Origin of the sequence: Tautonia rosea, assembly GCF_012958305.1 — a bacterium.
In the GTDB taxonomy this organism is placed as follows: Bacteria; Planctomycetota; Planctomycetia; order Isosphaerales; family Isosphaeraceae; genus Tautonia; species Tautonia rosea.
The window spans coordinates 88,222-109,020 of the sequence record NZ_JABBYO010000020.1; the positions used below are offsets into that span (position 1 = coordinate 88,222).

Below are 20,799 nucleotides of genomic sequence, written 5' to 3' on the forward strand. Positions count from 1 at the left end.
CCAAGGAGGGCGACGCGGTGATCCCCCGCCATCGACCGCTGATCGCCATACTCGTGCTCACCGCCTGCCTGCACGTCGTGGGGATGATCCGCACCCCCCTCCCCTCGCAGGATGGCCTGAAATTCATCCGGATCGCCCGCGAGTTCGGCGAGCAGCCCTGGGCCGACGTCGTCCGCAACGCCGACCAGCACCCGCTCTATCCCGCCCTGATCGCCGCCTTGCATCCGTTCATCGCCCCGAGGATCGCCGACACCCCCGACTCGTGGCGGATCGCTGCGCAAGGGGTCTCGATGCTGGCGATGCTTGCCGCCATCCCCCCCTTCTTTTTCCTGGCCCGTCGTTGCGTCGGACGGCAATCGGCCGTGCTCGCCACCGTGCTGTTCCCGATCCTCCCGCTGTTTGCCGAACTCGGCCACGAAACGCTCAGCGATGCGACCGCGCTGGCGTTTGCCGTCGGTGCCCTCGCCTTTGGAACACAAGCACTGACCACCGGAGATTCCCGAGCAGCGATCGCGAGCGGCCTCTGCGCTGGCCTCGGCTACCTCGCCCGCCCCGAGGTCGCCGCAGTCCTCCTCGCTCTCCTCGCGGCCGGCGCCCTGTCCTGGATTGCTCCCTTCCGAACCCTTTTGCGCACCGCGTTCGACCGCCACTTACCCCTTCTGGCTCCGAAACACTCCGTTCACCCCGGCCCTCTCCCCGCTCTCGGAGAGACTGCGGCGGCCATTCGTCAACCCTCGCCATCGCTCGCGAGGGAGCGGGTGGCCGAACGCCGGGTGAGGGGGTCCTCCGTTTCCGGCGTGCTTGCGGAACGGAGTCGAAGTCTTCCGCGAACGCTGCTCGCAATCACCGGATTCCTGCTGCCGTTTCTGGTCCTGCTCGGTGCGTATGCCTCCATCAAGGGAACCGTCTCCGAGAAGCTCTCGCTCCGCTTCGCCACGGGTTTGGGAAACGGCACCGGTGTTTCGCGCACAGTGCCACTCTGGGTCCCTCCGGGACTTGACGACCCACGCTGGGACTTCGCCCCGAAGGAAGAATCGAACGCCCCCGGCCGACTCTCCCTCATCCCCGCCTCGGTCCTCGTGGCCCGTCGCGCCACCGAGGCAACCGCCTGGCTCCTCGTTCCCCTGGCCTGCTGGGGAGCCTGGCACCATCGCGGCCCCCGCCGATCGCGTCCGGCCCGCCAATCACTTGGTTTGCTCGCATTCGGCTTCCTGGCCATCCTGATCCGACACACGATGACCACCGGGTACCTGTCCGATCGCCACTGCGCTCTGCTCGTGGTGGCCATTGTCCCGTGGTCGGCCGTTGGGCTGCTCGATCTGGCCCGACGATGGGCCGATCGTCGCGCACTCGTTCCCGCACGTCGGCAACGCTTGGCAAGACTGGCCCTTGTCATGCTCCTCGTGGGTGTTGCGGCCCTTCAGCTCAAGCCCGGGCACGCGAGCCGATGGGGCTATCAGCAGGCCGGACAGTGGCTCGCCCAGCGAGCCGGACCGGGCGACGCCGTGCTCGATACCCGAGGCTGGGCCGCCTTTGTTTCCAATCTGCGATCGTACGGCCCATGGCACATTCGCCAGGCGTTGACCGACGAAAAGCTTGCGTATGTCGTCATTTCTGAGGACGAGCTCACCGCCAGAAGCCGCCGCGCCGAGACGCTCGCCGCCCTGCTCGACTATGCCGCCGAACCGGTCGCCGCCTTCCCCGAACGGCAAGGGGACGACACCATCGGCGTTCGAGTTTACCGCTACGCTCGGCCCGAGTCGTGGGAGGGAATCCTTCGATGAGTCCACCGCAAGCCACTCCCTCCGACTCCCTGCTTCATCGCCTGACGCGAGGCACCCGCTGGGCCTGGCGATCGCCGAGCCACGGCGACCGCTTGCCGCCCGACCTCGACGCGATCGTGATGCAGATCCAGTCCGACGACCGGCTCCACGCCAAGCAAGGCCGCTCGACCTGTCGCGTCCGGTTCGATGCCCCCAGCGGCCCACTCACCGTCTACCTGAAGCGGCATTACCAGCTTCCCTGGCCGACCCGAATCGCCGCTCTCATGCATCCCAACGGCCGCCACTCTCCCGCCGGGGCCGAGTGGCGCCACCTGCACCGAGGGCGAGAACTGGGCCTCCTCGTTCCCAATCCCGTCGCCGCGGGCGAATCGATTGGGCCCTGGGGACGCGTGCAAAGTTACTTGATGGTTGAGGAACTGACCGGCTTCCTTCCCCTTCACGAAGCCATCCCCGTCCTGAAGGATCGCCTTGATCCCTCGGCCTTCGCCACCTGGAAACGACGGCTCATCAGCGGCATGGCCGAACTGACCGCGCGTCTTCACCAGGCCCGCACGTTCCACAAAGATCTGTATCTTTGCCATTATTACGTTGACATTGAGCGAAGCGATTCCCCCCTCTACCTCATCGACCTCCACCGCCTTGCCTCTCACTCCTTATCGAGCTTCTGGTGGCGTTGGAAAGATCTGGCGCAACTGCTCTTTTCCACCTTCGACGTTGAGGGGATCGACGACCGCGACCGGCTTCGCTTCTGGCTCCGCTATCGCCAAAGGATGAATCTGCGTTGGCCCGAACTCGACGCTCGCGTTATCCAGGCTCGGGCCGATCGCTATCACGCGCACAATCTCAAGAAGGTTCGCGGTGGCTAACCCCTCAGAACGTGCGACCGATTCGGACCACCGCCTCGGGAGGCCCTCGATGCATCTTGCGATCACCTTTCAGCGCGTCGATCCGTCAAAGGGAGGCGCCGAGACCTACGTTGCCGATCTCTGCCGACGCCTCGTCGAGCGCGGCCACCGCGTTGACCTTTACACCGCTTCCTGTGCCGACGGAGCCGTGCCTCCCGAGGTCCGGATCGTTCCCGTTGCCGCCCATGGTCCGACCCGTTGGGCTCGCATGCTCCGCTTCGCCCGCAACTCCGAAACCGCGCTCCAACAGGCAACGTTCGATTGCTCGGTCGGATTCATCAACACCTGGCATCACGACGTGATTATTCCTCAGGGGGGCATCCATCCTGCCAGCCTCGACCACAACGCCAGACGCTTCCCCGAAGGCTGGAGACGCATCCTTTACCGCCTCAGCAAGCGAGCAAACCCGAAGGACTGGCTCTACCGATCCATCGAGCGCCGCCAGTACGACCCCCAACGCTCGGCTCGGGTGGTTGCCGTCAGCCGTTTCGTCCAAGGGCATCTTGAGCGGCAATACCACGTTCCGGCCGATCGCATCCGTGTCATTCCCAACGCGATCGATGCCTCCCGGCTCCAGGTGGACAACCCCCAGGCGGCTCGCACGGCATTCCGGTCTCGGCTCGGTCTGGCCGACGATGCCCTCATCGCCCTTTTTGTGGCACACAACTTCCGCCTCAAGGGGCTCGATCCCTTGCTCGACGCCCTTCGGCTTCGGCTCGATCGCCAACCCAGCGCCCGCCCCGTTCACCTGGCCGTCTGCGGCGGTGGCAAGCTCGCCCCGTACCGTCGCAAAGTCGCATCGATGGGCTTGCAACACACGGTCCACCTCATCGGCTTCGAACGCGACATCCGAGAGGCCTTTCACGGCTCAGATGCCTTCGTCCTGCCCAGTTATTACGATCCCTGCTCCCTCGTTGTCTTCGAGGCCCTCGCCTGCGGCCTGCCGGTCATCACCACCGCCACCAACGGCGCAGGAGAGGTCATCACCCCGGGCGTCGAGGGGTTCGTCATCCCCCGAGCCGACGACTTACCCACCCTCGCCGACAGCCTTGATGCCCTCTGCGACGACGATCACCGTCGAACCATGGCGCGGGAGGCGACCCGGCTGGGCCAGGCCCAATCATTTGATGTTCATCTCAATCGCTTGATCGCGCTCTTTGAAGACGTGGCCGCCGAGCGCTCCACCGCTCGCGCAACGCAACGGCCGACCCGTCTCCGACCCACCGCCGCCGCCTGAGATCACCCAGGCCCGGCCGTTCCCTTGACGGAGGATTCCCAAGGATGCAGGCAATCGTTCTGGCAGGTGGAAAGGGGACCCGGCTCCGGCCGTTCACGCATGTCTTCCCGAAGCCGCTCATGCCGCTGGGAGAAGCCGAGCCCATGCCGATCCTGGAGGTCGTCCTCCGTCAGCTCGCGCGGCACGGCTTCCATGATGTCACCATCATCACCGGATATCTCACGGAGCTGATCGAAGCCTTCTGCGGCAACGGTCGCCGATTCGGCACCTCCATCGACTATCAGCGCGAAGTCACTCCCCTCGGCACTGCGGGCGGCCTGGTGATGGTCGATCGGCCGAAGGAGCCCGTCCTCGTCCTCAACGGCGACATCCTCACCACCCTCGACTTTTCGGCAATGGCCAGCTTCCACCGCGCTCAGGGGGCCAAGGCGACAATCGCCTCCTTCCCTCGCACGGTGCGTATTGATTTCGGCGTCCTCGAATTTGCCAACGATCCGCACGTACTGGCCGGATACCGCGAGAAACCTGAATTCTCATTTCAGGTGAGCATGGGTCTTTATATGCTCGACCCCGTGGCCTGGGATTTCCTCGCCCCCGGCCGCGAACTGACGATGCCCGACCTACTGGAACAGATGCGTGCCGCCGGCCACCCTGTCCACTGCTTTCGCCAGGACTGCACCTGGCTCGACATCGGCCGGCACGACGACTACGCCGCCGCCAATGAGATGTTCGAGGCCCGCCGCACCGAGTTCCTCGGCCTTCCCGACCGACCCCGGCTCAAAATCGGATGACCCCGACGATGACCCTTGCCCTCTCGTCCCTTGCCGTCGTTCTGGCCTACCTCATCGGCTCGATCCCTTTCGGCTACCTCGTGGCGAAGGGGGTGAAGGGGATCGACATTCGCACGGTCGGCTCAGGGAATGTTGGGGCTACCAACGTCGGTCGCATTCTTGGATTCCGCTATTTTGTCCTGGTCATGACACTCGACCTGCTCAAAGGGCTCGGGCCGACGCTCGGCTTCCCCTTGCTCGTCGAGGCGATCACCGGCCAGGCGGTTCCCGTGCTGGCGGTTCCCGTGGCCCTGGCTGCGATCCTCGGCCATAACTTCTCCGCCTTCCTCCGCCTTCGAGGGGGCAAAGGGGTCGCCACCAGTCTCGGCGCGGTCATCGCCCTTGACCCTACGGCCGCCCTTGCCGCGGCGGTCGCCTTCGTGATCGTCCTGGTCATCACTCGATACGTGTCGATGTCGTCGATCCTCGGTGGAACGGTTTTTGTGATCGTCCACTTTGCGTCGGTCACGACGCCGATCTCGACCTCCGACGTTCCTCTCGCACTCCTGATCGTGGTGCTTTATCTCATGTTGATCTACCGCCATCGATCGAATCTCGCTCGCATCCGCGCCGGCACCGAGTCGAAGGTCAGCTTCGGCAAGGGGAAATCGAAGGGCACGGAAACCGACCCGACCCGTCGCGACGGCCGCGCCTGGCCGATCGTTCTGGCCATCGTCGTCCTGCTTGGCGGGGCCACGCTGGGGGCCTCGACCCTGCTCGACGCCGACCGCCGTGCCCCGACGCTTCGCCTCGGCTCGGCCGAACTGACCGAGGTCGCCCGCTTCCGCACCGGTCATCAACGCGCCGGTGCGCTTACGTTTGCCGATGAGGGCCGCCTGCTCGTGGTCGCCTGCCCCCGCTACAATCGCCTCGTCCTGTTCCAGGTCGACGAGGATGACCACGTTTCCATGTCTCATGACCTCCTCCTTCACGGCCGCCCTGTGGCCGTTCAGGAACAGGGGGATCGCCTGTTCGTGCTCCAACGTCCCACGGCCGACGACCGCCATCTGGAGGCCGGATACTGGGAAGCCTTCTCGCACGATGGCGAGCCGCTCGGCTCGAAATTCCGAGTCGGCTGGGACCCGGACGACTTCGCCTTCAGTCCCGACGGCCGCCTTGCGTATGTCATCACCTCCGGTCGATCCGAAGGCGGAGACGAGAGCAAGCCCGCGCCGGCCCTCGTGGTCGTTTCGGTCGGCGATTCCACCGAAGACCATGAGATTGTTGCTCAACTCGAATTCCTTGAATCCGACGACGACCCCGAACGGATCATTCTTTCGGACACCGGCCGGTTTGCTGCCGTTGTCCTGGCCCGGTCGCAAACCATCGCCTGCGTCGATCTCTCCGACCCGTCCGCCCCCGTCGTGACCGGTCGCGTTCCGCTGGCCGCCCGAGAAGTTCCTTACCTCTCGGCAACCCCCCTCGACGGCGATGAAATTCTCATGCCCGTGGACTCGAACCGAGACTCGTTGCTCATTCCCGAGCCTCCCGGCACCGAAGGCCCGCTGCTCGTGACCACCTTGCCCTTTGGCTCGGCCCTGGAGCTGGTCCACGGTCGCAACCGCCGAGCGGTCGGTCAGCTGCCGCTGCGAGGCCCGCTGAACTTCGGCACGATTATCCCGATCGGCCTGGCCTACAGTCCCGATCGAGGCTTGCTGGCCATCTCCGACCGTTCCGGAGGCGTCCGCCTCGTCGCCTTCCGCGAGCTTGAGACCGCGGCGCTCGCCTCGTCGGCGACCCTCGATTCCGAGCCTTCCGCCCGCTGAGGTGACCCGAACTCCCTGTCGCCGGTACCCATCGCGGTCCTCTCCGACTACACTGGAAGGGAGACAAGACGCAGGGAGTTCGCATGCGGGGATCACGTCCAATGCCCCGCGACCTGAGAGGATCACCCATGCGGGACGACTGGCCCGGGACGCTCGACGACCCCGGAGGCGATGCGCTCCGGGGTCGAACCCGCCGACCCCCTCCCCGGTTCTGCCCCGGATGTGCGAAGCCGAAACGGGCAAACCATTCCGACCTCTGCCCCGAGTGCGGCGACCGCCTCCTGATCCAGGGCTATTGCACCGTCTGCGAATCCTACTGGCCGCTTCCCGCCGAGTCCCTTTGCCCGAAGCACGACCTCCCGCTCGCTCCCGAACCTCCCGAGCCCTTGCTGACGTTCGCTGACTCGCAAACGATTGATTGGGTGACGGTTGGCTCCTTCCCCCTTCCCTTCCAGGCCGAGGCCGCTCGGCTCCGGCTCGATGCCGAGGCCATTCCCACCCTGATCGACGGCCACCGCATGGCTACCCACGGCTACCACCTCGTCTCCGGCGGCATCCGCCTTCAGGTCCCTCGCTCCCTGGCTCAAGACGCCCGCATCATCCTCTCGCAAACCTGGTCGGTCCCCTCCGATGACGACGAGGACGACGACGACCTCGACTGGGACGACCCTCCCCGCTCGTCCGGATTCCGCTCCGACGCCCCCGATTGGCGCTCGACCCTGGTCTTTTGGGGAGTCGTTCTTTCGCTCCTCGTCGTCCTCGGCGGGCTCATCGGCCTGATCCGCGCCTGAGGACAATCGGCTCGGTTCTCTCCACTCCTCGGCTCTTCAATCGGATGGGACCTGGCGACATCGTTCCTTCGACGGCACACCTTTGACACAAAACACAAAACTTGATGAATTAAATCAACGCATCCAGTTCCGGAACACTCCCAAGCTCAATAAGCTGATCGGTTTTCCAAAAATATCCTTGACATTGATTTTGTTGACCTTGATGGTAATTCCCTTCAGGCAAAACGGGTCATCGGTCTGTCACTGATTTTCCAGGCTCGACGACGCTTTTCCTTGCGCACGAGGAGCGCCGTCTCGTCGAAAAATGGAACAGACCGTGGTTGTGACGCCTTAATCGAACACCATCTGCTGTGATCAGTCGAACGACCACCGAGAACATTCCATGTGGACGCGCGTCGCCAGTTCAGTTGGACGGAGTCTGTCCAGTGGCAATCGTCTGTCTCACGGTCCGCAATCCAGGGCCCTCCGAGATCGAAACCGCCATCGCCTCCTCTGCCGCCTGGAACACCTGGAAGAGCGAACCTTGCTGAGTACCATCTCAGAAAGCGGCGGCGTGGGTGGAACCTCAAAAACGCTCACTCTCCCCAGCTCACTGAACCTGGTGGAGTTCTCTTGGGAAAACTACTCGATCCCGGACGAGTTCCAGATCTTGCACGGAAGTCAGCGCATCGCTGGCAATGTCGGCCTGCAGAGTGGCGGCGCGAGCGGGAGGACGGTTGTTGCCGCTCGCAGCTCGAACGACCAGCTTAGCATCAAGGTCACTGCCCCCCGGGAGGGAACGGCCTGGGATTTTACCGTTCAGGTCATGCCGGTTGAGCTCAAGGTGGACGCCAAACTTGGGGATGTCACCAAGGTGAGCATCGACTGGCTGTTCCGCACCACCACCGGTCAGACACTCGACTCCGTCGGGCTCGATCCGACCACCTTCCAGTTCGTGAGCACGACGAATGCGAGGGGCAAGGTCGCCCAGGTCGACAACTGGCAGGACGAACTCAAGCGGGGAGTCTTCTACTTCGTCCCGACCGTTTCCGGCACTCCGCTGCCTTACGGTCAGTCCCACACCAACGACGCCGGACTCGGTACCAGCGAATTGTACATCCGAGGGACGATCACCGACCCCAGCGATTCTTCGGTCTCCTCGCGTGAGATCGAAATCCCCGTGGTGTTCAACGTGACCGCTGGCTTTTCCACGTCGTTCCCAGACCCGGAGCTCAGACAGACAATCCCGGCTGTCGATGGCGCGGGGACAACCAGGCTCGACATCTTCCGCCAGCAACAGCGGCTGGCCTACCTGGGCTACCCCGGAGGATCGGCCGGCAATCCTCTCATCGTCGATGGCAACTCCGGGGGCAACACGGAGTGGGCGAAAAAGCTCTACAGCATCGTGCTCGACCCGAAAATCACGGGACGGGGGAACGTGCAGAATCCGGCCTCCGGGACGCAATACTTCAAGTCTCATATCAACTCTGCCAACGCCCCCTTTTGGCGCGATCTGCGAGGCATCCCAGGCCTTACGTTCCCACCGGGGCAAAACCAATCCCAGCGATTTTATGGCTCAGACATCGCCGCAAACATGATCGTCGCCGCCCAGGGCAATCCTGCTCGCCCGTTGATCTCCAACGGCGTGGCGCAAAAGTCTGGCGTGGGGAGTCCCAGCAAATCGCACGACGGTGGTCGAGGCGTCGACCTCCTGCCCTGGTATGGCCAGGGGCGATACTTTTTCGAGGATCAGCAAGGTCTCGTGCTTGCGAGCAGCTCAGGTGGAGGTGGGTTCATCTACAAAAACGCAAGCGGCCAGTGGCAAGGGGGTGGTCAGTTTGGCAACCCAACTCACGTCAATAATGGTCTTCAATCAACATTTCTCGTGAGCCAATCTTCGGGAGCACTTGTCAGTTCTTTAGAAAACGCTGGTCTGCTGAGTTACCGGCAGGAGCGACACGTCATCGAGGGGCTGCTTCAAGCGTTCCTCAACGCGGGCGCACCGCGGATCCTCTACAACGACCCGCGGTTCTTCACGCCCACTGGTCCCATCATTTACAACGCTTCGGGCGCTGTGAATCACGCCAATCACGTCCACATCGACGTTCCCGGCCTGGTGTCCGGGAACATCCCGTTGGCAACTCAGAGCCTTTCCATCCTGGCATCCGGCAATTTCGCCGGTCTTGCGTCCTCTCAACTCTTGAGCGTACCCAGCTTGAGTACCGCCATCGACCTCGGTCGTCTGGAAGCAACCCAAACCGTCTCCGGGACGCTTGACGTCGGAGAACCAGAACGGTTCTATCGTTTCCAGATCGGAGACGTCGGAGAGTATGGCGCGACCTTCGACACACTCCGCGACCTGTCCGTGATGATCAATGGTCTCTCCGACGACGCCGACCTTGAACTCATCGTCGACCCGAACGACGACGGCGAGGGTTGGGTGCTGTTCAGCTCCGAAACCGCCGGGACCGCGGCCGAGGTGATCGACGCACCGGAACTGGGCAGCGGCGTGTATTACGTCCGGGTGTTCCAGAAGGCCGGCGACACAGACTTCAACCTGACACTCTCCCTTGCCCCGCTTCCCGTCCCGTCCGACACCGCGGGCGAGACCGTCGCCACCGCGGCCGACCTCGGCCCGCTCAACGGTACCGTAAGCCGTTCCGACTTCGTCGGTGAAGTGGACCCAGAGGATCTCTACACGTTCGAGTTGACGGCCGTCAGCGAACTGGTCGTGACCCTCGACGGCCTGGACCAGGGAGACCTGGCCCTGGCACTTGGACGGGACACCAATGGAGACGGCATCCTCAGCCCCGACGAGGTCATCGCCTCCTCCGACGAGGAGGCGAACGCCGCCGAGTCGATCCATCGAAGGTGGCTTCCGGCCGGAAACTACCTATTGCAGGTTCTCCGCATGAGCGGAAACTCAGACTACATGCTGCAGGCCACCGCGACGCCGTCGTCGGTACCCGTGGACCAGGCCGGTAACTCAATCGCCACCGCGTTCGACCTTGGACCCTTGTCAGCGCCGATCAGTCTCAGCGGCTTCGTCGGCGAGATCGACCCGGTCGACCTCTACAAGTTCACCGTCTCCACCAGAACCGGTTTACGGATCGACCTGACCGGCCTCTCCGCCGACGCGGATCTCTGGCTCTTCAACGCAACCAATGGCGATGTTTCTTTCGGTCCGGAAGCGGTGCTGGCTCGCTCCACAAATCCGGGGGACAGCGATGAGTCGATCACGCTGACAGGCCTGGCGCCGGGAACTTACGTCCTCCGTGTGAACCAGTTCGAGGGAGACACGGATTACGACCTTTCGATCACGCCGCAAGCCGTCAGCGGTGCCGATCTGGTCGTCACGAGGACGGACTCCCCCCTTCCCGCTGACCTTGGGAGCCAGTACACCTACTCCCTCCGGGTCACGAACAACGGCCCCGACACTGCGACCAATGTGAGGCTCACCGAAACGATTCCGTCCGGGCTGAGCCGAGTCCGGGTGACGCTGTCAATCCCCGGGGGTTTCATCCAGAACATCCCCGGCGGCTTCGTGGGTAACATCCCCAGTCTGGCCCCGGGCGAGAGCGTCAGCATTGACGTGACCGTCCAGTCCTTCATCGCCGGGTTGCTGCCGTCAACGACGACGGTGACCTCGGACACTCCCGACTTCGACCTGTCGAACAACAGTCTCATCGAGCTCAAGCGCGTCAACACCATTACCTCGCCACCGGCCGATCTTGAGCTCAGCCAGGTCGTTAGCAACCTCAACCCGGACCTCGGCGACCCAATCACCATCACCCTGAGTCTGACCAACAAGGGCCCGGGCACCGCCACGGACATCCAGATCCGGAACCTGCTCCCTGCCGGCCTGGAATTCGTCAACTCCAGTACAGTTCCGGGCTCTTCCTTCGACCCTTCCTCGGGAATCTGGATCGTCGGAAACATGCAGCCCAACGAAACCCTTCAACTGCAGATCACCGCCAAGGTACAGGCGGCTCAGACCTTGACCAACACGGCCGAGGTGATCGCTGTGGCCGAAAACGACCCGGACCTGGCGAACAACGTAACCACGATCTCGCTGCAGGTTGGCCCGATCGTGACGATGGGCCCGCAGATTACCGGGCTGCAACGTTTCGGTTACGCCCAATCCCAGACGACCTTTGTCCTCTCCTTCGATCAGGAAATGGCTGCAGATCACGCGACGGATCTCGGCAATTATCGACTGGTTGATGCGGGTCGAGACGGCCGATTCGCGACCAGGGACGATCGGACCATTCTCCTCCGATCCGCCGAGTACAACCCCTCGGAACGAACGGTCACCCTGTTCCCGACACGACGCATCTCCCCCCACCGGCAGCTCCTACTCATCGTCAACGGCACCACCGACTCGGGGTTGACCGATCTCGCGAACAACCGGCTCGCAGGCAACGGCGACGGCCAGCCTGGAAGCGATTACACGGGGGTGATCCGCGGGTTCGTGGGGGCTCCCTATCAGACCCGAAACGCTCCTTCGACCGACGCCATGCGACACTTCATCTGGGGTTTCTCCCAGGACCACCCGATCGTCCCTCGCAATCTCATTCGACACCCCAACTTCACCATCGACGACCTTCGACAGCTCCGCCTGCAACGACGCCCCCTGCCCCTCACGTTCCTTCAGACACAACGACCCGCATTCTTGAAATAACACGCAATTGTTCGTGCGAACTGCCAAGCAGTCGGCGAGGGTGGCCAACGACGAGAGCGGCTGCCCCACACACGAGCGGCATGTCCGGAAACAGGGACCAGCTCCGAGCCCATGAGCCGGCTTCCCCCGTTTCCGGCAGTGCCAATTCCCTCCGAGGACTCCGGGACAAGAGATCCCAGAGTTCCGGGTGTCCCTCCTTGACAAGGTTTCCTTCCTGAATCGCAACGATTTCAATCAGGGGACCATATCGGCAACGGTTTCTCCACTCTATCGCAGAACAAAGAAAACGACAAAATGTTTTCATGCGCATTAGTTCTGTTATAATTTTAATCTTGTTCTCATTACGTTGCGACAAGAAGTGTTGAGTCACCAGGCCCACCCGACGACTCGACATCTGGCTTCGTATCGGTCATGCTGGAGTGATCCGAATCACGAAGCCGAGGGGGATGCATCCTCAATCCCGCCGATCGCCGAGTTTGCTGTCCGCCCGCCTGTCCGCCTGCGCCGGAGGCACAGTATCTCATGCATCCGATTCGCTCTGTCCGATGGCCCCTGCTCACCGTGCTGTTCGGCCTGGCAACGCTCTCCTCCTCCCTGCTCGCGCAAGATTCCAACGACCCGAACGATCCCCGCTCGGTCGCCTTTTTTGAAACGCACATTCGGCCCATTCTCATCGAGCGTTGCGTCTCCTGCCACGGTCCCGACCAGCGCAAGGGGGGACTTCGGCTCGACTCGAAGACTGCGGTCTTCGACCTCGGCGGCGACTCCGGACCCGCCATCGAGCCCGGCGATCCGGACGCGAGCCTCCTGATCGAGGCCATTCGCTACGACTCCTTCGTGCAAATGCCCCCCTCGTCCAGGCTCCCCGATGCCGAGATCGCCCGATTGACCGACTGGATCGCCCAGGGAGCCGCCTGGCCCGACACAACCACTCCCGGCGAAAACGACGACTCCTCCCGCCCAGCCGAGACCTTCGACCTCGCCGCCCGGGCCTCGCACTGGAGCCTCCAGCCGATCACCGATCCCCCCCTGCCCGCCGTCGATCGTTCCGCCTGGCCCCGCAACCCGATCGACCGCTTCCTCCTGGCTCGTCTCGAAGCCGAAGGGCTCGAACCGGCCCCCGAAGCCGAACGCCATACCCTAATCCGTCGCGCTTCCTTTGCCCTGACCGGCCTGCCCCCGACCCCCGAGCAACTCCTCACGTTCCTTGCCGACGACCAGCCTGACGCCTTCGATCGCCTCGTCGATCGCCTGCTCGAATCCCCCCAGTACGGTGAACGCTGGGCGAGGCACTGGCTCGACCTCGTGCGCTATGCTGAAACGTCCGGCCACGAATTCGACTACGACATCCTCACCGCCCACCGCTACCGCGATTACGTCATCCGCGCCTTCAACGACGACGTGCCATACGATCAAATCATCGTCGAACACCTGGCCGGCGACCTTCTCGACAACCCTCGCCGCCACCCCGAAACCGGCACCAACGAGTCCATCCTCGGCACCATGTCGTTCTTTTTCCCCGAGGGAACCCACTCTCCCGTCGATATCACCGAGGAAATGCGCACACGAGTCGACAACCAGATCGACGTGCTCGGCAAGGCCTTCCTCGGCCTGACCGTCGCCTGCGCCCGCTGTCACGACCACAAGTTCGATGCCATCTCGACCCGCGATTACTACGCTCTCGCCGGTCACCTGCAAAGCACTCGCCATCAGTACGCCGTGATCGACCCCCCCGAGGTGTTCGACACTCCGCTCGCCGAGCTTGACGCCCTCCGCCTCGCCCTCGCCGCCGAAGCCGAACCGCCTGCCCCGACCCGCGCTCCGTCCCCCCCTCCTCGCGATGGCGACTCGCTGTTCGAGGACTTTTCCTCCCCCAACTTCTCCTCCTGGTTTTCCTCCGGCCACGCCTTCGGCTCCCGCCCCACTCAGTCGGGCGATGTCGCGGTCGATGCCGACGGAAATCTTCTGCTCCTCGCTCCCGGCTGGGCCCATAGCGGCGCGATCGCCCCCGGCCTCGTCGGCGTCCTTCGGTCGAAAACCTTTCCAATTGATCAACCCTATGTTCACTTGATTGTTTCAGGAAAATCAGGACGCGTCAACCTCGTCATTGATGGCTTCGAGAAAATCCGAAGCCCCATCTACGGCGGCCTGACCCGTACCGTGAACCACGGCACCGAACCGCGATGGCTCACGCTCGACGCCTCCATGTGGCGCGGCCATCTCGCCTACCTCGAACTGGCCGACGGCGCCTCATCCGACTACACCGGCGCGATCACCTCCTTGATCCCCGGTGACGGGCACCTCGCCATCGGCCACATCATCACGTCCAATCATCCCGAACCCCCTGGAATACCCTCCTCCGTCTCGTCGGGGCCAATCCGCAGCCGCATCCCTCACGCCTCGCTGACTGATGCGGCCTCCTCCCACATCGACCGCTACCAACAGATCGCCGCCAGCCTCCCCCAGCCAACCCTCGCCCTTGCCGCCGCAGCCGGCACTAGCATCGACGTGCCCGTGCACATTCGAGGCAGTGCGAAGAATCTCGGCGCCATCGTCCCGCGCGGCTTTCTCGAAGTCCTGGGGGACGACGCTCCCGATCGCCTGACCCTCGCCCATCGCATCGCCGACCCTGCCAATCCGCTCCCCGCCCGCGTCATGGTCAATCGCCTCTGGGCCCACCACTTCGGCCGCGGCCTCGTCGCCTCTCCCGACGACTTCGGCGTCATGGGCTCTCCCCCCTCCCACCCGGAGCTCCTCGACTGGCTCGCGACCGAGTTCGTCCGCTCCGGATGGTCGATCAAGCACATGCATCGTCTGATCATGACGTCTTCCGCGTATCAGATGTCCAGCCGCCCTCGATCCGAGGCCGACGTCATCGACCCCGACAACCGCTTGCTCCATCGCGCCAACCTTCGCCGCCTCGATGCTGAATCCCTCCGAGACACCATGCTGGCCCTCTCCGGCCGCCTCGACCCCACCCTCTACGGCCCCAGCGTCCCCACCCACCTGACCCCCTTCATGGACGGTCGCGGACGCCCTCGCGAATCTGGCCCGCTGGATGGAAACGGACGCCGAAGTCTTTATCTGAACATCCGTCGCAATTTCCTCTCACCCTTCCTCCTTGCCTTCGACTTCCCCAACCCCGCCACCACCCGGGGCCGGCGTGATTCGTCCAATGTCCCCGCTCAGGCCCTCGCCCTGATGAACGACCCCTTCGTCCTCGACCAGGCCCACCACTGGGCCGATCATGCCACCGCCGATCCCACAATCGCTCCAGAGGCCGTCGTCGACCGCCTCTACCTCGCCGCCTTCTCTCGTACCCCGACCGACACCGAACGCTCCCGAGCCCTCGCCTTTCAACGCTCAAGCTCCTGGGACGACCTCTGCCACGCCTTGTTCAACGTCAAGGAATTCCTTTATCTCGACTAACCGGAGCCTCCACCCGATCCCTCGACAGAACCAATCCGGCCTCCTCTCCCCGTCTAAAGGGAAAGCGCTGGGGTGAGGGGTCCTCGGCGTTCTCAACAGACCCCGTCCCTTTCCTCCAGGCCCTTCGCTCCCAGCAGCATCACACTCCGCGCCGCCCACGACCACCGTTGCTCGCTTCTTGTCTTGCCGACTGCCGACTGGAGCCACTCGATGAGCCGCCTCACCTCCCCTCTCTCACGCCGAGCCTTGCTCTCCCGCGGTGCCAACGGCTTCGGTGCACTCGCCCTAACCTCCCTGCTCACCGACTCAGCATTCGGCGCCTTGCTGGCCCCCACTGCCGACCTTGGAAGCCCGGCCTCCCCCCTGCACCACCCGCCCAGGGCCAAAAGCGTCATCTTCCTCTACATGGATGGCGGTCCCTCTCAGGTCGACACCTTCGACCCCAAGCCCCGCCTCACCCGAGAGCACGGCCAACCCATCCAGACCCGCGTCGAACCCACCCAGTTCAACGACGTCGGCGCCGTCCTCGGCTCCCCTTGGGCCTTCCATCGCCGGGGAGAGAGCGGCATTCCCGTCAGCGACCTCTTTCCTCACATCGGATTGTGCGTTGACGATCTGGCAATCATCCGATCCATGGTCTCCAACTTCTCCGAACACACGAACGCCAATTATTTTCTTCATACCTGCCACGGTCAGCAAGGACGCCCCAGCGCCGGCTCCTGGATCACCTACGGACTCGGCTCCGAGAGCCAAAACCTTCCCGGCTTCGTCGTCCTCAACGGCGGCCTCATTCCTCCCGGCGGACTCGACTGCTTCGGCAACGGCTTTCTCTCCGCGTCTTACCAGGCTTCGATCCTCAAATCCGGCGACCAGCCGCTTGCCAACATCGCCCCTGCCGACAACTCCCTCGACGCCCAGCGCCGCAAGCTCGACCTCATCCGAGCAATGGATCGCGATCTGCTCACTCAAATTGGTGAACACGATGCGATCGAATCCGCCATCGCCAACGCCGAGCTTGCCTTCCGCATGCAATCGGCCGTCCCCGAGCTGACCGACCTCTCCGGAGAGTCTCCCGCGACCCTTCGCCTTTACGGCTTCGACGCTCCGTACCCTGCCACCCAGTCCTACGCCCGCCAGTGCCTCCTCGCCCGCCGCCTCGTCGAGCGCGGAGTTCGCTTCATCGAGCTGACCTGCCCCGGCGTCGGCCACGACCGCTGGGACCAGCACTCGAACCTCAAAAAGGGCCACGAAGACAACGCCCGAGCCGTCGATCAACCCATCGCTGCCTTGCTTCGCGACCTCAAAGCCCGTGGCCTGCTCGACTCCACCCTCGTCCTCTGGGGAGGCGAGTTCGGCCGCACTCCAATGGCCCAGGGCACCAACGGCCGCGACCACAACCCCTTTGGCTTCACCATGTGGCTTGCCGGTGGCGGCATCAAGGGGGGCACCATCCACGGCGCAACCGACGACTACGGCTACCACGCCATCGAGAACAAGGTCGAAATCTACGACCTCCACGCCACCATTCTCCACCTCCTCGGCATCGACCACACCCGCCTCACCTACCGCTTCAGCGGTCGAGACATGCGCCTGACCGACGTCCACGGCCACGTCGTCCACCCCATCCTTGCCTGATCCTCCGTTTCGTTCAATTTCAGTCAACTTCACGGCATGTTTCATGGAACCAGCGATGATCACCTCTTTGAAATTCACAGGTTTCTTTTTCCTTTTCGTTCTTCTGTCCGGTTGCGGCACCCCACCCTCCGACCCCGCCTCCGACACCCCTACCTCAACAACCGCCGACCCCGCTTCCGACACCTTCCGTCAAGAGGCCCGCGCCCTCACGAAATCCTTCGCCGAATCCCTTAAAGCCGAACTCTCCGCCGCCATGACCGAGGGAGGCCCCGCCCTTGCCATCCCCGTTTGCTCCGACAAAGCCCCTGCCCTCGCCGCCGACGCCTCCGCCAACGGCCTGACCATCCGCCGCATCGGCACCCGAGTTCGCAACACCGCCACCAACACCCCCACCGACGCCGAGCGTGCCGTCCTCGAACGCCTGACCGACCAGTCCCCCGAGTTCGTCGGCGAACTCGACGGCTCACTCACCTTCATGCGTGCCATCTTCATTCAAGAGGCCGTTTGCCTCAACTGCCACGGCTCCCCCGACATCCTGCACCCCGAAGCCCCCCCCTTGCTCGCCGAACTCTACCCCGACGACACCGCCACCGGCTACGCCCTCGGCGATAAGCGCGGCGCCTTCGTCGTCAAACGCAGCTCCCCGCTTCCTGATCCCCAATAAGCTCGACCGTTCGCCCGATTTATCCGATGGAGGACCGTCTGACTTCGATTCAACTTAACGCGGAAACGCGGAAAAAAGGATCAAGGCCCCAAGCGCGAAGGCTCCAACCGCAAACAGCTTGCTATGCCGAATCAATGGTGGGATCACCCGTTCGGCAAACCGGCGATGCCATCTCCACGGCAGGAGCAGCAACCCCACCGCTGTGAGCACCATCAGCCATCCAAAGACCCGGAATACCGCTGGGAACATCATCAGTGGTGAGAAAATGATGATCCCCACACCGGCGATCAATCGTAGCACCTGCTCCGCCACGTGGACACGGGCAGACCGAGCGAAGGCCATCAGAAACGCTTCGGCGCGATCAGGGGCCACGAGGATCAACCCCGCCAAACCAATCAGCCAAAGGCCGAAGGTCACAACAATCGCTCCAGCAACACCGCTGATGACATTTCCCATCAGACACGCTGAATCGTTCATGGACTCCCCTGGTCGCCCTGTCCGATCCTCCGCGCGATCAGCAACGCCAGAATCACTCCCACCACCAGCCCCCGCAAAGACGCGTTTCTCTTCTCTCTTCCGTGCCCGGAGACCGCCCCAGCCCCCGAAATTGCCTGCAAGCCGAGGCCGAACGACGGTCCGCCTCCATCTCTAGACCTCAACCTCAATGTGTTCCGTTTCCACTCCGAACCCGCCGACGAACATGTCGAGATACTCTTTGGGGGTTCCTCGCCGCTTCGCGTCCTCAAGAGACTCCCGCTCCAATGCCTCCCGCGTAGCCTCTGCCCGGCTGCGATCGCGAAACGTCGCGAGGCGAAGCCCGCCGAGGGTCGACACGCAGGGATCGAGCGAATCCAGCCAGCCCTGCTCATACCCGGGGAGCATATCATCATCATCCTTCCACAGAAGCAGCTCGACGGTGAAGACCTCCACCCGCGCGTGGCCCTTCAACACCGCCGCCGCCCCGCTCCCCGCCGCGTCCCCACGTTTCGCCGGCGGGTCGAGCTCGCCCACCTCGTACAGACGGAGCCGGTCGAGGGCGGCCAGGACCGCCTGGCGTTGCTTGGCGCTCCGCTGGGACTGGCCCGCCCACCACCACTTGCCCCAGTCGCGAAGCTGGTCCTTCCCCGCCGCGGGGGGAGTCATCCCGGCATCGACCAGCAGGCCCCGCAACCTGTCAGGCTCAAGGCTCGTCAGGTCCGCCAGCCTGTCGCCCCGAAGCTCGAACGGGTTCATGCCCCCAAGATTCTTCTTGAGCAGCCGCTCGCTCAGCGTGTTGCAAAGCGCCTCCGCCCGGCTCCGGCTTGTGAACGCCCTGACCGGCCCTCCCCACTCCCACCGCAGCGGGCCCCTGTACGACCCGGCGGCCGCGCTGTTCTCGAAAATGCTGTCCCACCCGGCTTCATACAGCCGACGGACCAGGAACAACGGCCCATCCATCTCGATCGCCGCCCCAGGCTCCCCCTTCGGAGCCTCCTTCCGAGTCTTCGCCACGGTCCGCTCCTCTTGTAAAGTCCTGTCCCTTGGTCGTTCTCTCCCGGTGCCATTGGATTGGCCAGTGCGCTCCGTCCGATCGTCACTGGCCAGGCCAGTGACACCCAGCTCATGACCCTGGCCATTGGCCTCGGGAGCCCCTCACAAGCCGTCGGCCGACTCCGCGGCCCCTGACCCTCCACGCGTCGTCGTCTCCGGGGACGACCCCGGCACTGGCTGCCGGCACGGCCGACCCGAGCGGTACAGCCCCTTCGTCAGCAACCCCAGCGCCTCCTCCTGCCGCCTCACCGCCTCCGCAAACTCCCCCGCGTCCGCCAGCGCCGCCGCCAGCGTGTCGAGGTGGTCCGCATCCTTCCACCCGCCCAGCTCACACGCCTTCGTCGCCGACTCCACCGCCTTTGCCCCATCCCGGTAGGCCTCATCCGGGCAGGTCGCCCACAACCAGGCGCGGCTGTTGTAGGCCTTCGCGTCCTTCCGGTCGAGTCAGATCGCCTCGCTATAGTCGGCGATCGCCCGGTCGTACTCAGCTTTGTGAAACCAGGCATTCCCACGGTTGTTGTAGCTCACTTCATTGGCCGGGTCGAGCCGGATCGCCTCGTTGTAGTCGCTGATGGCGATGTCGTACTCACCCTTCTCCTTCCAGAGAATCTCCCGACTCTGGTACAAGATGGAATCGCCAGGATTGGACCGGATCCGGAACGTGACGTAGTCGGTCGCCTGGTCGTACGGCACGACTTGATCGGTCTTCACCCAGCCGCTCGCACTCCCCCCCTCCTGGACCAGCCAGAGCCAGGGACCGTTGACCGCCTTCACCCGATCAACACGGACTTCGCGTCGTTCTCCGCCTCGCGAAGTCTGCTCGCGATTCTCGTCATCGACGACCTCCCCCTTGACCTTCAGCACAGTGCCGAAGTGGGTGATCACACGTTGGTTGATCCAGTCATTCGCCGACGAGTCGGTCACCGTCTGCCCGGCCGCAAAGGTCGCGGCCATCAGGGAAGCAGCCCACATCAGGGACATCAGACGCCTCATCGACGCGGTCTCCTTCACGGACCTTACTGATGCGTGGGATCGAGATCCCGAGGGAAGTCCATCGCCTGATTGTGCGGCATCATCCCCGCGCCCTGCAACACAAAATCCCCCTCCCAGCCCTCGCGGGGACGACGCGGCCGAGTCAGCCCCGCAACCCGTTGCAGGCCACGCGCGACCGCCTCCTGATCGAGCCTCATCGAGGCTCCCGAGCCCTCCAAGGTCGTCCCCGCTCCGAATCGCATGCAACTGCCCGACGAGGTTGTCGCGACCCTCCCAGGCGGCGGGCGCTCTCAGCCTCGGGCCGCCTCACCGCAATCGCTTCCCCCCCTCCCCTGCAACGCCGGTCAGGCGCCAATGCTCCTCCCCTCGTCGGCTCCATTCCGGATTTCCCCTTTTGGTTCCCGAATCGTTCCGGATTTTGTGCTTAAGCCTCCCCTTCGCCCCGATGATTTCGGTATGAGCCCGCATGAGTGCTCCGCACGCCAGGCCGACCTGATCCACCCCCCCATCGAGGCGAATCGACTCCCATGAGCCACTCCACCGGACCCCGCACCGACGACGGAATAACCATCTCC

The 20,799-nt window shown here is 63.9% G+C and carries 14 protein-coding genes; 10 read left to right on the forward strand and 4 right to left on the reverse strand.

From position 1 onward, the window contains the following. Positions 1-17 precede the first annotated feature (17 nt). The 10 genes from HG800_RS24525 to HG800_RS24570 all read left to right on the forward strand — a co-directional run bounded on the left by HG800_RS24525 (position 18) and on the right by HG800_RS24570 (position 17,701). The gene (locus HG800_RS24525; RefSeq protein WP_169980568.1) at positions 18-1,784 is read left to right on the forward strand and encodes an ArnT family glycosyltransferase; all 1,767 of its coding nucleotides are present in this window, start codon (positions 18-20) and stop codon (positions 1,782-1,784) included. Beyond that, positions 1,781-2,650 (forward strand): lipopolysaccharide kinase InaA family protein, encoded by an 870-nt coding sequence (locus HG800_RS24530; protein ID WP_169980570.1) that lies wholly within the window; start codon positions 1,781-1,783, stop codon positions 2,648-2,650. Before HG800_RS24525 ends, HG800_RS24530 begins: the two co-directional genes overlap by 4 nt. Positions 2,651-2,699: 49 nt before the next feature. Further along, positions 2,700-3,926, forward strand: coding sequence for a glycosyltransferase family 4 protein (locus HG800_RS24535; RefSeq protein WP_169980572.1), 1,227 nt, complete (start codon positions 2,700-2,702; stop codon positions 3,924-3,926). A gap of 44 nt (positions 3,927-3,970) precedes the next feature. Further along, the gene (locus tag HG800_RS24540) at positions 3,971-4,717 is read left to right on the forward strand and encodes a nucleotidyltransferase family protein (protein WP_169980574.1); all 747 of its coding nucleotides are present in this window, start codon (positions 3,971-3,973) and stop codon (positions 4,715-4,717) included. 8 nt (positions 4,718-4,725) lie between these two features. Then, on the forward strand, positions 4,726-6,522 hold the full coding sequence (gene plsY, locus HG800_RS24545) for a glycerol-3-phosphate 1-O-acyltransferase PlsY (RefSeq protein ID WP_169980576.1): 1,797 nt from the start codon (positions 4,726-4,728) through the stop codon (positions 6,520-6,522). Between the two features lie 101 nt (positions 6,523-6,623). Beyond that, positions 6,624-7,313: a hypothetical protein gene (locus HG800_RS24550; protein ID WP_169980578.1), complete on the forward strand. Its 690-nt coding sequence runs from the start codon at positions 6,624-6,626 to the stop codon at positions 7,311-7,313. Positions 7,314-7,695: 382 nt separating this feature from the next. Further along, a complete protein-coding gene (locus tag HG800_RS24555; protein ID WP_169980580.1) occupies positions 7,696-11,973 on the forward strand; it encodes a pre-peptidase C-terminal domain-containing protein in 4,278 nt (1,425 codons plus the stop codon). Positions 11,974-12,495: 522 nt separating this feature from the next. Then, a complete protein-coding gene (locus tag HG800_RS24560) occupies positions 12,496-15,402 on the forward strand; it encodes a DUF1553 domain-containing protein (protein ID WP_169980582.1) in 2,907 nt (968 codons plus the stop codon). A gap of 210 nt (positions 15,403-15,612) precedes the next feature. Continuing rightward, on the forward strand, positions 15,613-17,037 hold the full coding sequence (locus HG800_RS24565) for a DUF1501 domain-containing protein (RefSeq protein WP_169980584.1): 1,425 nt from the start codon (positions 15,613-15,615) through the stop codon (positions 17,035-17,037). Positions 17,038-17,092: 55 nt separating this feature from the next. Next, complete coding sequence (locus HG800_RS24570; protein ID WP_169980586.1) at positions 17,093-17,701, forward strand: Tll0287-like domain-containing protein; 609 nt, start codon at positions 17,093-17,095, stop codon at positions 17,699-17,701. Between the two features lie 54 nt (positions 17,702-17,755). Here HG800_RS24570 and HG800_RS24575 read toward each other — a convergent pair whose 3' ends face one another. The 4 genes from HG800_RS24575 to HG800_RS24590 all read right to left on the reverse strand — a co-directional run bounded on the left by HG800_RS24575 (position 17,756) and on the right by HG800_RS24590 (position 20,421). After that, positions 17,756-18,178: a hypothetical protein gene (locus tag HG800_RS24575; protein WP_169980588.1), complete on the reverse strand. Its 423-nt coding sequence runs from the start codon at positions 18,176-18,178 to the stop codon at positions 17,756-17,758. 171 nt (positions 18,179-18,349) lie between these two features. Next, positions 18,350-19,192 carry a hypothetical protein gene (locus HG800_RS24580; RefSeq protein ID WP_169980590.1) on the reverse strand — a complete coding sequence of 281 codons (843 nt, stop codon included), beginning with the start codon at positions 19,190-19,192 and terminating at the stop codon, positions 18,350-18,352. Between the two features lie 483 nt (positions 19,193-19,675). Next, a complete protein-coding gene (locus HG800_RS24585; RefSeq protein WP_169980592.1) occupies positions 19,676-20,224 on the reverse strand; it encodes a tetratricopeptide repeat protein in 549 nt (182 codons plus the stop codon). Between the two features lie 23 nt (positions 20,225-20,247). Beyond that, positions 20,248-20,421: a hypothetical protein gene (locus tag HG800_RS24590; RefSeq protein WP_169980594.1), complete on the reverse strand. Its 174-nt coding sequence runs from the start codon at positions 20,419-20,421 to the stop codon at positions 20,248-20,250. Positions 20,422-20,799: the final 378 nt, after the last annotated feature.

Excerpts from the sequence above, each read along its gene's own strand:
- HG800_RS24530 (WP_169980570.1), top strand. The coding sequence starts at position 1,781 with ATGAGTCCACCGCAAGCCACTCCCTCCGACTCCCTGCTTCATCGCCTG.
- HG800_RS24535 (WP_169980572.1), top strand. The coding sequence starts at position 2,700 with ATGCATCTTGCGATCACCTTTCAGCGCGTCGATCCGTCAAAGGGAGGC.
- HG800_RS24540 (WP_169980574.1), top strand. The coding sequence starts at position 3,971 with ATGCAGGCAATCGTTCTGGCAGGTGGAAAGGGGACCCGGCTCCGGCCG.
- plsY (WP_169980576.1), top strand. The coding sequence starts at position 4,726 with ATGACCCTTGCCCTCTCGTCCCTTGCCGTCGTTCTGGCCTACCTCATC.
- HG800_RS24550 (WP_169980578.1), top strand. The coding sequence starts at position 6,624 with ATGCCCCGCGACCTGAGAGGATCACCCATGCGGGACGACTGGCCCGGG.
- HG800_RS24555 (WP_169980580.1), top strand. The coding sequence starts at position 7,696 with ATGTGGACGCGCGTCGCCAGTTCAGTTGGACGGAGTCTGTCCAGTGGC.
- HG800_RS24560 (WP_169980582.1), top strand. The coding sequence starts at position 12,496 with ATGCATCCGATTCGCTCTGTCCGATGGCCCCTGCTCACCGTGCTGTTC.
- HG800_RS24565 (WP_169980584.1), top strand. The coding sequence starts at position 15,613 with ATGAGCCGCCTCACCTCCCCTCTCTCACGCCGAGCCTTGCTCTCCCGC.
- HG800_RS24570 (WP_169980586.1), top strand. The coding sequence starts at position 17,093 with ATGATCACCTCTTTGAAATTCACAGGTTTCTTTTTCCTTTTCGTTCTT.
- HG800_RS24575 (WP_169980588.1), bottom strand. The coding sequence starts at position 18,178 with ATGAACGATTCAGCGTGTCTGATGGGAAATGTCATCAGCGGTGTTGCT.
- HG800_RS24585 (WP_169980592.1), bottom strand. The coding sequence starts at position 20,224 with ATGAGGCGTCTGATGTCCCTGATGTGGGCTGCTTCCCTGATGGCCGCG.
- HG800_RS24590 (WP_169980594.1), bottom strand. The coding sequence starts at position 20,421 with ATGAGGCTCGATCAGGAGGCGGTCGCGCGTGGCCTGCAACGGGTTGCG.